This is a genomic window from Actinospineispora acaciae DSM 45401 (assembly GCF_000620785.1).
GTDB lineage: Bacteria > Actinomycetota > Actinomycetes > Mycobacteriales > Pseudonocardiaceae > Pseudonocardia > Pseudonocardia acaciae.
The window spans coordinates 74,434-87,788 of record NZ_JIAI01000002.1; the positions used below are offsets into that span (position 1 = coordinate 74,434).

A 13,355-nucleotide genomic window follows, 5' to 3' on the forward strand; every position below is an offset into this window, starting at 1 on the left:
TCAACCCCGGCACAGAAGGAGATTCGATGCCGTCGACCGAGCGGAAACTGCTGCACAGCATTCTGGAGGACCGAGTAGCGGACGATGTCGCGGTCCGCGACAGGAATGGTTCGCTCACCTACCGCGACCTCGACCGCCGCTCGCTCCGATTAGCGGCCTCGCTCCAGGACCGGGGCGTGGGTCTCGAAACGCCCGTCGGGGTGTGCGTCGGGCGGTCGGTGGACCTCGCCGTCGCATTCTTCGGCGTGGTGCGGGCCGGTGGTGCCTACGTCCCGCTCGATCCCGCTAACCCCGCCGACCGCCTGGACTGGATGGCAACGGACGCCGGCATCGGCCTGGTCGTGACGGACACCAAGAACAGCGATCTGCTGCCTCGCTCGGTGGCGGGCTTGCTGGTCGACCAGGACCTCGACGGTCCGGCGCCGGCGTGGCGGCCGATATCCGACCAGCCCGCCGAGAGCCTGGCGTACATCATCTACACCTCAGGCAGCACGGGCCGCCCCAAAGGCGTCATGGTCTCCCATGAGAATGCGCTCGGGCTCGTTCGCGCGCAGTGCGAGTCCGAGCTCGTCCCGGCGGGTTCGAACATTCTCGGGTTCGCCCCGATCGGCTTCGACGCGTCGATCTGGGAGATCCTCATGGCGGTCGGCCACGGCGCTCCGCTGCACTACGTCGACGGCGTCGACGACCTGGCCACCGCGAAGGACTGCGTTGCCACGCTGGTGCCCTCGGTCCTGGAGCTGCTCGACCCGTCGGCCATGAGCTTCACCCATGTCGTCTCGGTGGGGGAGCGGCTGGACGCATCCCTGGCCGAGCGGTGGTCGAAGGCGGCGCCGGTCTCCAACGCCTACGGGCCGGCGGAGGCAACTGTGTGGGCCACGCTCTCGGAACGGCTCACGCGTTTCGATGAGGAGCCCGGCATCGGCGGCGCCCGGAGCGGCTGCACGGTGCACCTCGTGGACGGCTCGGGACGGTTGGCCGCCCCGGGCGAGGTCGGTGAGCTGTGCATCGGGGGGAACGGTGTGAGCAGGGGGTATCTCGGCCGGCCCGGGTTGACGGCCGCGCGCTTCCAGCCCAACCCCTGGGGGCCGGCGGGAAGCCGCCTGTACCGCACCGGCGATCTTGCCCGGCAGCGGCCCGACGGGACCTACGAGTTTCGCGGGCGGATCGACGACCAGGTGAAGATCGGCGGCCGCCGGGTGGAGCTCGGCGAGATCGAGTGCGCGCTGCGAGCGCTGCAGGGGGTCGAGGACGCGCGCGTGGTCCTCGGCGAGCACGGGCTGGTGGCCGCGGTGAGGACCGGCGACTTCGCCGGGACCGACGAGCAGATGGTCAAGTCGCTCAGGAGCCGGCTGCCCGAGCACATGGTCCCCACCTCGATCTTCCGGGTGGAGTCGTTCCCGCTGACCGTCAACGGGAAGCTCGACACCGCCGTCCTCCTGGAGCGGATGCCGGCGCCGGATGCGCACCCCGCCTTCGACCATCCGGCTCATGCGCTGGTGGCGGCGCTGTGGGCGAACGCGCTCGGGGTGTCGCACGTCGACCTCGACGACAACTTCTTCAGCCTCGGCGGGCACTCGCTGTCGGCCAGCCGGCTGATCGCGCAACTGCGCGCCACCCTGGGCGTCCCCATCCCGGTTCGCAGCTTGTTCCGGTCGCCGGTGTTGCGCGCGTTCCTCGACCAGGTCGTGGAACCCGCCATCCGCGGACATCGGGGCGCCGACGATGACGAGACCTATTGGGAAGACCTGCTTCGCGGGTTGTTCCCGACCGAGGAGAGGTGACACGGCCGAATGGACGGAGAATGGACGGTTCTGGTCAACTCGGAGGAGCAGTACGGGCTCTTCCCGTCAGATCTTCCACCCCCCGCCGGTTGGAGGTCCGCCGGCCGCGTGGGCACCGAGGCGGAATGCGTGGCATTCGTGGACGAACAGTGGACCGACATGCGACCCCGGAGCGTCCGGTATGCACGAGATGCAGCTTCCTAACGGCCTGCTGGTTCAGCAGGTGAACCCCGGTGAGACGGCTCTTCTGTACCGGGACATCTTCACCGAGCGGTGCTACATGCGGCGACGGCTGTCCCTGAACCCGGGCGACACCGTGTTCGATGTCGGCGCGAACATCGGCATGGCCGCGCTGTTCTTCCACCTCGAGTGTCCGGGCCTGACGTTCCACGTCTTCGAGCCGGCCCCGATTCCGTACGCGGCACTCATCGCGAACCTGGCCGCGCACGGGCTGTCCGCCCATCCGAGCCGGTGTGCCCTCGGCGAGAGCCCGGGCGTAGGGCGGCTCACCTACTATCCCGACTCCACCGTGATGTCGGGCCTGTACGCGGATGCCGAGGCGGAGGCGGCCCTGACCCGTACCTACCTGACGCGCAGCGGGTTCGACTCCGACGACGTGCGGGAGATGCTGTCCGGGCGGCACGAGAACACGGTGATGAACTGCCCGGTCCAAACGCTCTCCGCCGTGATCGCCGCGCGCGGTGTCGAATCCATCGACCTGCTGAAACTCGACGTCGAGAAGAGCGAGCTGGACGTGCTGCGCGGGCTGGACGAGCGGGACTGGCCGAAAGTGCGCCAGGTCGTCGCCGAGGTGCACGACATCGGCGGCGCGCTGAAGTCCTTCACGGCGCTGTTGGAGGTGCACGGTTTCGACGTGGAAACGGAGCAGGACGAGCTGCTCCGGGGCACCGAGATCTTCGAGGTGTTCGCATTCCGGAAGGGCGGCTGACCGGTGAGTGACGATATCGCCGACCCCGCGCTCTACGAGTCCGGCGACCCGGTGGCGGTGTGGGCACGGCTGCGAGCCACCACGCCGGTGTTCTGGAACGAGCACCCGCCAGGCCCTGGTTTCTGGGCGGTCATGGCGTACGAGCCCGCGCTGGAGGTCTACCGCAACACCGACGCGTTCACCTCCGAGCTGGGCATGCGGATCGACTCCGACCCGGCCGCGATCAGGGCGGCGGCGGGCAAGATGCTGATCGTCACCGACCCGCCGGCACATCAGCAGCTGCGGCAGGTGATGAACTCCGCGTTCCTGCCCCGCGTCGTCGCCACGCTCACCGAGTCGATGCGCACGGTGATCGAGCCGCTGGTGGCGGCGGCGCTGCGCAGGGACAGCCTCGACTTCGTGAGCGAGGTCGCCGCCGTGCTCCCGGCGGCGATCATCTGCGACATCATGAACGTCCCTCGGGCGGATCGCTCGACGATGGTCGAGCTGACCAGCAAGGCGTTCGGGGCCTCGGTCGGCGCCGACACTCGGTGCCCGGCGGGACAGTTGGGCCGAACCGAGGCGCACGCCGAGATCTTCGCCTACTTCGGCGAGCTGATCGAGCGGCGCCGGCGCGACGCCGGCGACGACGTGATCAGCGCGCTGGTCGGGGGCGAGATGAACGGCAGAAAGCTGACCGACACCGAAGTCCTGATGAACTGCGACGGGCTGCTCACCGGGGCGAACGAGACGACCCGACACGCCTCGGCGGCCGGCCTCATAGCGCTCATCGACAACCCCGGGGAATGGCACCGGCTGCGCAACGGCGAAATCGGGCTCGACTCCGCCGTCGAGGAGGTCCTCCGGTACACCAGCCCGGCGTTGCACGTCATGCGGGTGGCCACGAAGGATGTGATGGTCGGGGGCCAGCTCGTGCGCGCCGGCGATTCCGTGGCCGTCTGGAACTCCTCGGCCAACCGCGACGAGACGGTTTTCCCGAACCCCGACACGTTCGACCTCGGCCGGTCGCCGAACCGGCACCTGACGTTCGGCATCGGCCCCCATTTCTGCCTGGGTGCGACGCTGGCGCGGGTAGAGCTGAGGGTGTTGTTGGAGGTCCTCGGGCGCCGGGTCTCGCGCATGGAGCTGGCCGGGCCGGTGCGGCGGATGCGGTCCAACTTCATGTGGGGAATAGACCATCTACCGGTTTCCCTCGCCTGAGGAGCGGCGTTGAGCGAGAACCTGGGTTCGACCTGGCTGTGGGAGCCGCGCCCCCGGCCACCGAGTACGAGCGCGACGCTCGTACTGCTACCTCATTCGGGCGCGATGGCGCAGGCCTATGCGAACTGGGCGGACTGGTTCTCCGACGACATCCGCCTGGTGGCCGCGCAGTACCCCGGCCGGGGACAGCGTTTCTCGGAAGAACACGCCACTGACCTCAACGACCTTGCCGGCCCGCTGGCGGCGGTGCTGGCGCGTGAGCCGGGGCCGCTCTTCGTGTTCGGGCACAGTTTGGGCGGCCTTGTCGGGTTCGAGGTCTGCTGGCGGCTACAAAGGATGGGGCGCGGCCCGGACGGGTTCTTTCCGTCGGCCACGCCGGCGGCGCACCAGAGCCATTCCTTGCGCGCACCGAGCGAGGCGGAGCTGGTGGCACAGCTTCTCGACCGCGGCGGAATGGATCGCGTCGCACTGGAGGACCCGGATCTCCTGGACCTGGTTCTGCGGGCCTGCCTGGCCGACTGGGCGATGACGGCGTCGTACCGGTACGGCGCCGAGCGCCGGGTCCTTGAATGCCCGATCGTCGCATTCGGTGGGGCCGAGGACTCGGCGGTGCCGGGCGCGCTGCTCGGTGGCTGGGCGGAGTTGACGGCGGGTCCGAGCGAAACGCACGTGCTGGACGGTGGCCATTTCTATTTCGACGGTCAGATGGCCGCGCTGACCGGGCATCTCCGGCGACATATGAGAGCGCAACGGCATGAGGAAGACCATGACATCGAGGACAACGAGCAACCACGAGGGCATTCGCCTTCGTACGCTGAGTGAGATCGAGCAGGCGGGCCTGCGGACCCTGGACCGGGTGATCGTCGAGTACCTGCAGGGCGGGGCCGGCGCGGAGCTCACGCTCGCCCGCAACCGGTCGGACTTCGACCGGATCCGGTTCGTGCCACGGGTCATGTCGGGGCGGCCGTACCCGTCGACGGCCACCACGCTGCTCGGCGTCGACCTGCGGATACCCGTCATGACGGCGCCGTTCGGCTCGGACGGGTACTTCCATGCGGACGGCCACCTGGCGGTGGCGCGCGCCAACGAGCGGTTCGGGACCTGCGGCATCGTCCCGGAGGCCGGCACGTTCTCGGCCGAGCAGGTGGCCGAGGCCGCGCCGAAGGCGGCGACGTTCGGCCAGCTGCACCCGATGGGCAGCGAGGCGAACTTCCGGTCGATGGTGCGGCGCTACGTCGACGCCGGGTACCGCGGCCTGGTGCTGACCCTGGACTGCCCGACGCCCGGTTGGCGCGAGCATTTCCTGCTCAACGACTTCACGGTGGACAGCCGGGTCGTCTCCGGCAACTACCCGCCCGGTGCCGAGATCGACATGGAGCGCGCCCTCGAACAGCTCAACCCGCGTGGCGAGCCGCCCTGGAGCTGGGACAAGCTCGGCTCGCTGCTCGCGGAGTACCCGCTGCCGTGGCTGGCCAAGGGCGTGCTGACCCCCGAGGACGCGCTCGCGGCGCTCGACGCCGGCGCCGCCGGGGTGGTCGTGTCCAACCACGGCGGGCGCCAGCTCGACGGCGTGCGCTCGACGATCGAGGCCCTGGAGCCGATCGCCTCGGCCGTCGGTGGCCGGGGGCCGGTCGTGCTGGACAGCGGCATCAGGCGCGGCAGCGATGTCGTGAAGGCCATCGCCCTCGGGGCGGACGCGGTGCTGATCGGCCGGCTCGCGGCGTACGGGATCGCCGCGGCCGGGGAGCACGGCGCCCACCAGGTACTGGACCTGCTGCGCAGGGAGATCGAGACGGTCCTGGTGCTGCTGGGCCGGGGCGACATCACCGACCTCGATCGCGCCGCCGTCGAATGGGAGGAGTGATGGAGGAGGCCATCGTCGCGGTGTACCGATCGATCGACCGCCGCGACTGGGACGCGCTGGAGAGGCTGCTCAGCCCGGACGTCGTGTACAGCCGCCCGGGGCATCCGGACTTTGCCGGTCGCGCGGACTTCGTCCACTTCTACCGGAACGATCGGAAGATCGACAGCGGCCGGCACTCGCTGCGGGCGATCGTCGTGGACGGTTCGCTGGGGTGCTGTTGGGGGACCTTCGACGGGGTGGCCAGCGACGGCGAGAAGATCGACATCCTGTTCACGGACTGGTACACGTTCGAGGACGGTCTGGTCCGCACCCGTCGCACCTTCATCTCCGCGCGCTAGCGGCGCGTGTAGTAGCTTGGACGGTCGGCGCTTGGGTGCAACATGTCGATGTCCGGGCGCCTTGGAGGGCGGTTGTGAAGGCGCGCGAGCTGATCTTCGACATCTTCGGTGACCACCTGCGGTACCGGGGCGGCGAGGCGCGGCTGCGTGATCTGTCGTCGCTGATGGGCAGCCTCGACGTGCCGGAGACGACGGTGCGGGTGCTGGTGACGCGGCTGCGCAAGGAGGGCTGGCTGACCAGCCGCCGCGACGGCCGCGAGACCATCTACGGGCTGACGGACGCGAGTTGGCGGCTGCTCGACGAGGGTAGGGAGCGGATCTTCAGCCGGGCGACCGGGCCGTGGGACGGCCAGTGGCACATGATCATCTACTCGGTGCCGGAGAGCGAGCGCGCGGTCCGTGAGCGGCTGCGCAAGAGGCTGGCCTGGTGTGGTTTCGGGCCGTTCTCCTCGGCGACCTGGCTGAGCCCGCACGACCGAACGGCGCAGGTCCTGGACGCGTTCGTGGACCAGCCCTCGGTGCAGCTGGACGTCTTCCGCTCCCGGTCGAAGGGGCTCGACGCGGACCGCTCGATCGCCGCGCGCGCCTGGGATCTCGGCGTCCTCGACGACGCATACGCCGAGTACCTGCGGGACAACCGCCCGCGCCTGGCGGCCTACCGTGCCGGGCGGCCGGAGGGGGTCGAGGCGTTCGTCGAGCGGATGAGGCTGGTCCACCACTACCGCACGTTCCCGTTCCGCGACCCCGACCTGCCGCCGGAGCTGCTGCCCGCGGGCTGGCACGGGCGGGTCGCGCACGAGGTGTTCCTGGAGGCCCACGGGCTGCTCCGCGCGGAGGCCGAGGCGTACGTGGACTCGGTCACCGAGGCGCCGGAGACGGGGCCGGCCGCCGAGCGCGAGGCCGGCTGAGCTTCTCACGTTGCACTTGAGGGACGGGCGTCTTTTTTCTGTTGTAGGCTGCGCTCGCCGCCAGGACGTGAAGGAGTGTGGTCTCCAGTGCCGCCCGCGACGAGCTCCGCCAGCCGTTTGGGACCCGGCCGTTTGGGACGCAGCGTCGTTGCGCTGTGCTTCCTGACGATCGTGTTCGACGGCTACGACCTGATCGTCTACGGCTCGGCCGTGCCCAGCCTGCTCGCCGAGCCCGGCTGGGGGCTCAACCCGGCCGGTGCCGGGGTCATCGGCAGCTACGCCCTGGTCGGGATGTTGATCGGGGCGCTGGCGTCGGGCGCGCTGTCCGACTCGCTCGGCCGCCGGCGCATCATGCTCGTCGGCGTCACCTGGTTCTCGGCGTTGATGATCGGCTGCGCGCTGGCTCCCGGCCCGGAGCTGCTGGGCCTGCTGCGGTTCCTGGCCGGGCTCGGGCTCGGTGGGGTGATCCCGTCGGCCATCGCGCTGACCGTGGAGTACGCGCCGCGCGAGCATCGGCAGCTGTACAACGCGCTGATGTTCGCCGGCTACTCGGTCGGCGGCGTCGTCGCGGCGCTGCTGGCGCTGTTCCTGCTGGCCGATCACGGGTGGCGGCCGCTGATGGCGTTCGGCGCGGCGCCGCTGGTGCTGGTGCTGCCGCTGTTGTGGCGGAGGTTGCCGGAGTCGGTGGGTTTCCTGTTGGCGGCCGGGCGCGACGCCGATGCCGAGGCGCTCGCCGCCCGCTACGGGCTCGACCTGGACGCGGTGCGGCGCGAACGCGCGGCGGCCGGGGGCGGGTCCGGGCCGCGCGCCCTGTTCGGCCGCCGCCGGCTGCCCGCGACAGTGCTGTTCGGCGCGGCGAGCTTCTGCGGGTTGCTGCTGGTGTACGGGCTCAACACCTGGCTGCCGCAGATCATGCGCAGCGCCGGGTACCCGCTCGGCTCGGCGCTGAGCTTCCTGCTGGTGCTCAACCTCGGCGCGGTCCTCGGCGCGATTATCACGTCCCGGCTGGCCGACCGCTACGGCCCGAAGCCGGTCACCTCGGTGGCCTTCCTGCTCGCCACCGCCTGCCTGGTGGTGCTCAGCCAGCGCGTCGACACCGCCGTCCTGCTGGTCGCGGTGGCCATCGCCGGGCTGGGCAGCGTCGGGACCCAGGTGCTGGTCAACGGCTACGTGGCGGTGCACCACCCGGCGCCGGTGCGGGCCAGCGCGCTGGGCTGGGCGCTGGGCGTGGGCCGCGCCGGCGCCATCGTCGGGCCGCTGCTCGGCGGCTGGGTGCTCGCCTCCGGCGTCGGCTTCGAGTGGAACTTCTACGGCTTCGCGGTGCCGGCGCTGGCCGGCGCGTTGCTGATCGCCCTGGTGCCGCGCGGGCGCACCGCTCGCCAGCCGGTGTCCGCGACCACCTCGGCCTCGGCCGGCTAGCCCAGCCTGCCTTTCAGGCCATACCCGCCGGGGCCATCCGCTGCTGGATGGCGTGCTCGACCAGCCCGATCAGGGTCTGCTTCGTGGACTCGCGGTCGCGGGCGTCGCAGGCGACGATCGGCACCGTCGGGTTGATCGTCATGGCCTCGCGCACGTCCTCCGACCGGTGCGTCAGCCGGCCGTCGAACCGGTTCAGCGCCACGATGTAGGGCAGGCCCCGGTCCTCGAAGAAGTCCACGGCGGCGAACGAGTCGGCCAGCCGGCGGGTGTCCACCAGCACGACCGCGCCGATCGCGCCCCGGGCCAGGTCGTCCCACATGAACCAGAACCGGTGCTGGCCGGGGGTGCCGAACAGGTAGAGGATCAGGTCGGCGTCCAGCGACACCCGGCCGAAGTCCATCGCGACGGTGGTCGTCCGCTTGTCCGGGATCTGGCTCAGGTCGTCGAACCCGGCGCTGGCCTCGGTCATGACGGCCTCGGTCCGCAGCGGGACGATCTCCGAGACCGAGCCCACGAACGTCGTCTTCCCGACGCCGAACCCACCGGCCAGGACGATCTTGGCGGACGTCGTCGCGGCGACCGCGCCTGGCTGCCGGTCATATCTCGCGCTGTCATATCTGGCGCTGTCATATTTCGCGGAGTCCACTGAGCACCCTTTCCATCCATGCGAGATCGGGAATGCCGCCGGACGCGGCGATCGAGCGGTGCACCGTGACGAGGCCCTGCTCGGCCATCTCGACGAGCAGGCCCCTGGTGCTGCCCCACGGCAGCCGCAGCACGGATGCCACCTCGGCCACCGATCGGGGCCGCCGGCACAGTTCGACGACCGACCGCTGTTCGAGCCCCAGCCAGGCGACGTGGTCGAGGCCGTGCGCGCTGGTGGAGACCAGCGTCTCGACCTCCAGCCGAGCCGGCCACTCCGGGGCCGACGCAGCCTCGGCCAGGTGGTGGCGGCCGGACGGCTTGTCGGACCAGGTGTCCTCCAGCCGGTAGCCGTCCAACGCGTCCACGAAGGTCGGATGGTGCGGCTCGTGTTGCCGGTTCGTCCGGGTCATCTGTTCGGGGCGGGACCTACCGGACCGGGTGCAGCGGCGCGGCGGTGAGCACCTGGCCGGCCCGGTCCACGAGCATGGTCATCTCGTACGCCACCAGGCCGAGGTCGGCGTTCGGCGAGGCCAGCACGGTCAGGCAGGAGCCGTCGCTGATCGACATGAGCAGCAGCAGGCCGTGCTCCATCTCCACGATGGTCTGGATGACCCCGCCCGCCTCGAAGCACCGCGCGGCGCCCTCGGTCAGGCTGACCAGGCCGGACGTGACCGCCGCGAGCTGGTCGGCGTGGTCTCGGGGCAGCCGTGGCGTGGCGGTCAGCAGCAGGCCGTCCGTGGAGACCACGATGGCGTGCGCGACACCGGGCACCTGGTCGGCGAAGTTGGCGAGCAGCCAGCCGAACTCGCTCTGATCGTTCAACCTTGCTCTCCTCCGGGACGGGACGGGACGTTCAGGGGCGTGGCGCGCCAGGTACCGGCCCGGCCCTGGCGCAACCCCTCCTGGTAGCTGGCGAGCAGGCCCCGGGTGCGCTCCGGGCGGCGGGCCGGGACCTCCGGGGGCTGGACGGCTCCGTTGTCGCCGCCGCCGCGCGGGATGAGCTGCGCCCGGGGCGTCCGCTTGGGCAGGCCGGACGCGGTGAGCTGGGTTTCCGCCGCCTCCGGCATCGGGCGCAGCGGGTCCGACGCGGTGGCCGACGCGGTGGCCGACGTGGTGGCTGCGGCCTCCGACCGCTCCGTGAACAGCTCGCGGCCGCCGCCGGACCGGAACCAGGCGGACTCCATCCGCGTGTAGATCGGCGTCTCTTCGGGGTCCGGCGGGCGCGGGGCTGGCTCGGACGGGAAGGGCGGCGGACGCTCGTCGGTGAGCGGGTCGGCCCCGTTCACCGCGGCAGTCACCGGAGTCACCGGAGTCACCGGGCTCGCCGGGGCGGGCGGCGGCTTCGAGGGGGTGCTCGGGCGCTGCGCGGGCTCCGACCATGCCGGGCCGCGGCGCGCGGCGGGTGCCTCGCCCCCTCCCCGGTCGGTGGCCGTCGGGGCGGTGACCAGGTCGGGGAGGACGTGGACGAACGCCGTGATGCCGGCCCGCGCGCCGAGGGACCGCTCGCTGGCGGCCAGCCGCACCTTGATCCGATGCCGCGCGGCGAGCCGGCCGACCACGAACAGGCCCATCCGCCGCGAGGTGGACACGTCCAGCTCGGCGGTCCCGGACAGGCGGCGGTTGGCGGCGCTCAGCTCGTTCGCGGTCATGCCGACGCCCTCGTCGGCGATCTCGACCAGCACCGAGCCGTCGCTGGTGCGGTTGCTGTCGAGCACCACCTGGGTGTCCGGCGGGGAGAAGTTGGTGGCGTTGTCCAGCAGCTCGGCGACCAGGTGCATCAGGTCCTTCGCGGCGCGGCCCAGGATCAGCGCGTCCGGCGAGGTCCGCACGACCACCCGCTTGTACTGCTCGATCTCGGACACCGCGGCGCGCAGCACGTCGACGACCGGGACCGTCTGGTTCGGCCGGTTGGTGACCTCGCTGCCGGCCAGGATCAGCAGGTTCTCGCTGTTGCGCCGCATCCGGGTGGCGAGGTGGTCGAGCTTGAACAGGTTGTCGAGCTGTTCGGCGTCCTGCTCGTTGCGCTCCAGCCGTTCGATCAGCCGCAGCTGGCGTTCGACCAGGCCCTGGCTGCGCCGCGAGAGGTTGACGAACATGCCGCTGACGCTGGTCTGCAGGGTGGCCTGCTCGGCGGCCAGCCGCACGGCCTGCCCGTGCACCGCGTCGAACGCCCGCGCCACCTGCCCGATCTCCTCGGTGCTGGTCACCGGGACGGGCTTGACGGTGACGGCGGGCGTGCGGCCCTCCCGCATGGCGCGCACCGCGTTCGGCAGCCGGCGGTTGGCCACCTCCATGGCGGTGCGGCGCAGCACCCGCAGCGGGGTGAGCATCGAGCGGCCGACCCCGTACACGACGCCGGCGGTGGCCAGCAGGCCGAGCAGCAGCAGCACCGAGTCCAGCCCGGCGGCGCCCCGCGCCCGCTCCTGCCAGGCGACGGCGATCGAGCCGAGCTCCGCCCGCACGCCGGCCTCGGTGCCGCGCAGGTCGGCCAGCACGGCGCCGTTCGCCGCGTCCCACTGGCCTCGATCGACGGCCTTGTCGACGCCGCGCGCGCCCGCCCGTCCCAGCGCGGCCTGCTTGAGCTGCTGGCGCGGCGCGGTGGCGTCGCTCTCCGCCCAGTGCAGCAGCTTGCGCCGCCCGTCGGCCATCCCGACCCAGAGCTGGCCGGCGGCGGTGGCCAGCCGGGTGTCGGCGGCGCGCACGGTGTCGGCGTCCGGCGGCGTCAGCTCGCCCCGGATGGTGGCCGCCGCGATCACCACCTGCTGCACCGCGACCTGCTCGGCCGCGGCGGCCAGGGTGGTCAGGTCGAGCGGCAGGCCGGCGGCGGCGGGGACGTATTCTTCTCCACCGCCACCACTCAGGCGGCGGTCCAGGGCCGCCTCGAACCTGAGCAGCGCGCCGATCAGTCCGGAGTACCGCGCGATCACCGAGGACGCTTCGGCCGCCGGCGCGTCGGCCACCTGCTCGCGCAGCGCGGCCAGCTGGGTCAGCTCGTCGATGACCTGGGCGTAGGCGGCCCTCGGCCCGTCGCCCAGGGCGGTCGCGTCCCCGACCGCGCTCGCCGCCTCGGCGGACCGCTTGTCGGTGGCCGCGAACGCGCCCTGTGGCGGTGGAGAATCGTCGTCCCGTTTGCCCGCGACGTAGACGGCCGCGTGGTACCGCTCGCGTTGCAGTTCAGCGACGAGCGTCGTTACAGAGTCACGTACAGTGAGATACCGGGCCTGGCCGTCCAGCGCCGTCGCGTCGTCGATCCGGTCGCTGACCCGCAGCGCGCCCAACGTCATCGCCAGCACGATCGGCACTGTCAGCACCGCCGCCAGCTTGACCGGAAGGCTCCAGTTCCCCGGCAGCAGCCACGCCCTGCCCGGCGGCGGGTCCTCCGGCGCGCTCATAGGCCGGTTGCCCCCCGTCCGCGTCCGCGCCCGGTCATTCCTCCGGTCGCGCGGACACCAGCCCTTGCAGCTCCCCCTCGGTGTAGCCGATGGCCAGCAGGTAGTCGGCGTATGCGAACCGTCTCGCCCGGACCGTCCCGGCGGGCCGGGGGGCGACGACGTACGAGCGGAACTCGCGCACCGCGGCGACGTAGGCGCGGATGGTCGACGGGGTGCGACCGGTCTCGCGCAGGTGGCATACGTAGCGCTCGATGTCGCCCGAATGCCAGTTCCATGGGGAGTCTCCAGCGAATCGTTGAAATCGGCGCACGGCGGAAACCCGCCCGCTGATCGTGGTCGGGCTCAGCCGCCGTGCATGCAAATGGCTCCGCCAGTCCCGGAGTGCCGGCGCGAGGCCGGCGTCGTCCGTCATCGGCTGCCCACTGAGTGGAAGAACTCGGGTTCGTCATCGTCTCCGCGTTGGACCTGTTCGACCATGCGGCGCACGTTGGCGGCCTCCGGGTCGATTACCTGGTTGGCGTACCGCACGTAGAAGGTGGCCAGGGCGAGGGTGCTGAGAATCTGCAGGATGCCGGCCACCAGCGCGACCGTGATGTTTCCGAGCAGCCTGAACGCCATGAACCCCGGCGTGTAGTAGGCGAGCCCGACGTACGCGGCGTACCAGGTGATGAACAACATCCCGAACGGGAGGACGAACCGGCGTCGCCTGCGTTTCAGTTGCAGAAACGCGGCGCTCTTGTATACCTGCTGATAGGCGATCGCGTCTGGGACGGGTCGTTTTTCGGTGGCCATGGTTGGGCTTCCCTCGCGTTTTAGTCGACGTCGGCCCGGGAGGACTCACGCGCCACGCGGCGGG

General features: G+C 71.3%; 15 protein-coding genes and 1 pseudogene. 10 read left to right on the plus strand and 6 right to left on the minus strand.

What is annotated here, in order from left to right; all coding sequences use genetic code 11:
- Window positions 1–26 precede the first annotated feature (26 nt).
- From N912_RS0109905 to N912_RS50825, 10 genes and pseudogenes are all read left to right on the plus strand, one after another.
- Window positions 27–1,784 carry a non-ribosomal peptide synthetase gene (locus N912_RS0109905; RefSeq protein WP_084210776.1) on the plus strand — a complete coding sequence of 586 codons (1,758 nt, stop codon included), beginning with the start codon at window positions 27–29 and terminating at the stop codon, window positions 1,782–1,784.
- Window positions 1,785–1,793: 9 nt separating this feature from the next.
- Entirely contained in the window at window positions 1,794–1,988 is a 195-nt protein-coding gene (locus tag N912_RS61960; RefSeq protein ID WP_084210777.1) for an MbtH family protein, read from the plus strand.
- Window positions 1,966–2,733 (plus strand): FkbM family methyltransferase, encoded by a 768-nt coding sequence (locus N912_RS0109910; protein WP_028922303.1) that lies wholly within the window; start codon window positions 1,966–1,968, stop codon window positions 2,731–2,733. The genes N912_RS61960 and N912_RS0109910 overlap by 23 nt, the downstream gene beginning before the upstream one ends.
- Before the next feature lie 195 nt (window positions 2,734–2,928).
- Window positions 2,929–3,522, plus strand: a pseudogene (locus N912_RS66975) (cytochrome P450); the annotation flags it as partial.
- Window positions 3,523–3,543: 21 nt separating this feature from the next.
- A complete protein-coding gene (locus N912_RS66980) occupies window positions 3,544–3,933 on the plus strand; it encodes a cytochrome P450 (protein WP_425415295.1) in 390 nt (129 codons plus the stop codon).
- Window positions 3,934–3,942: 9 nt separating this feature from the next.
- Window positions 3,943–4,755: a thioesterase II family protein gene (locus tag N912_RS50820; protein WP_156993365.1), complete on the plus strand. Its 813-nt coding sequence runs from the start codon at window positions 3,943–3,945 to the stop codon at window positions 4,753–4,755.
- Window positions 4,700–5,797 (plus strand): alpha-hydroxy acid oxidase, encoded by a 1,098-nt coding sequence (locus N912_RS0109925; RefSeq protein WP_028922305.1) that lies wholly within the window; start codon window positions 4,700–4,702, stop codon window positions 5,795–5,797. Before N912_RS50820 ends, N912_RS0109925 begins: the two co-directional genes overlap by 56 nt.
- Entirely contained in the window at window positions 5,797–6,135 is a 339-nt protein-coding gene (locus N912_RS0109930) for a nuclear transport factor 2 family protein (protein WP_037064103.1), read from the plus strand. The genes N912_RS0109925 and N912_RS0109930 overlap by 1 nt, the downstream gene beginning before the upstream one ends.
- A 74-nt stretch (window positions 6,136–6,209) precedes the next feature.
- On the plus strand, window positions 6,210–7,043 hold the full coding sequence (locus tag N912_RS0109935; protein ID WP_028922307.1) for a PaaX family transcriptional regulator: 834 nt from the start codon (window positions 6,210–6,212) through the stop codon (window positions 7,041–7,043).
- A 132-nt stretch (window positions 7,044–7,175) separates the two neighbouring features.
- On the plus strand, window positions 7,176–8,462 hold the full coding sequence (locus tag N912_RS50825) for an MFS transporter (protein ID WP_084210778.1): 1,287 nt from the start codon (window positions 7,176–7,178) through the stop codon (window positions 8,460–8,462).
- A 13-nt stretch (window positions 8,463–8,475) separates the two neighbouring features.
- On the opposite strand, the gene N912_RS0109945 is transcribed toward N912_RS50825, so the two are convergent.
- The 6 genes from N912_RS0109945 to N912_RS60125 all read right to left on the minus strand — a co-directional run bounded on the left by N912_RS0109945 (window position 8,476) and on the right by N912_RS60125 (window position 13,291).
- Window positions 8,476–9,018, minus strand: a complete 543-nt coding sequence (locus N912_RS0109945; protein WP_051580265.1) for a GTP-binding protein — start codon at window positions 9,016–9,018, stop codon at window positions 8,476–8,478.
- 70 nt (window positions 9,019–9,088) lie between these two features.
- Entirely contained in the window at window positions 9,089–9,517 is a 429-nt protein-coding gene (locus tag N912_RS50830; RefSeq protein ID WP_051579993.1) for a DUF742 domain-containing protein, read from the minus strand.
- Between the two features lie 16 nt (window positions 9,518–9,533).
- The gene (locus tag N912_RS64490; protein ID WP_028922309.1) at window positions 9,534–9,929 is read right to left on the minus strand and encodes a roadblock/LC7 domain-containing protein; all 396 of its coding nucleotides are present in this window, start codon (window positions 9,927–9,929) and stop codon (window positions 9,534–9,536) included.
- The gene (locus N912_RS0109960) at window positions 9,926–12,499 is read right to left on the minus strand and encodes a sensor histidine kinase (RefSeq protein ID WP_028922310.1); all 2,574 of its coding nucleotides are present in this window, start codon (window positions 12,497–12,499) and stop codon (window positions 9,926–9,928) included. Before N912_RS0109960 ends, N912_RS64490 begins: the two co-directional genes overlap by 4 nt.
- 34 nt (window positions 12,500–12,533) lie before the next feature.
- Window positions 12,534–12,911, minus strand: coding sequence for a phage integrase N-terminal SAM-like domain-containing protein (locus N912_RS61965; protein ID WP_084210779.1), 378 nt, complete (start codon window positions 12,909–12,911; stop codon window positions 12,534–12,536).
- Complete coding sequence (locus tag N912_RS60125; RefSeq protein ID WP_064745233.1) at window positions 12,908–13,291, minus strand: DUF485 domain-containing protein; 384 nt, start codon at window positions 13,289–13,291, stop codon at window positions 12,908–12,910. The genes N912_RS61965 and N912_RS60125 overlap by 4 nt, the downstream gene beginning before the upstream one ends.
- Between the last annotated feature and the right edge of the window lie 64 nt (window positions 13,292–13,355).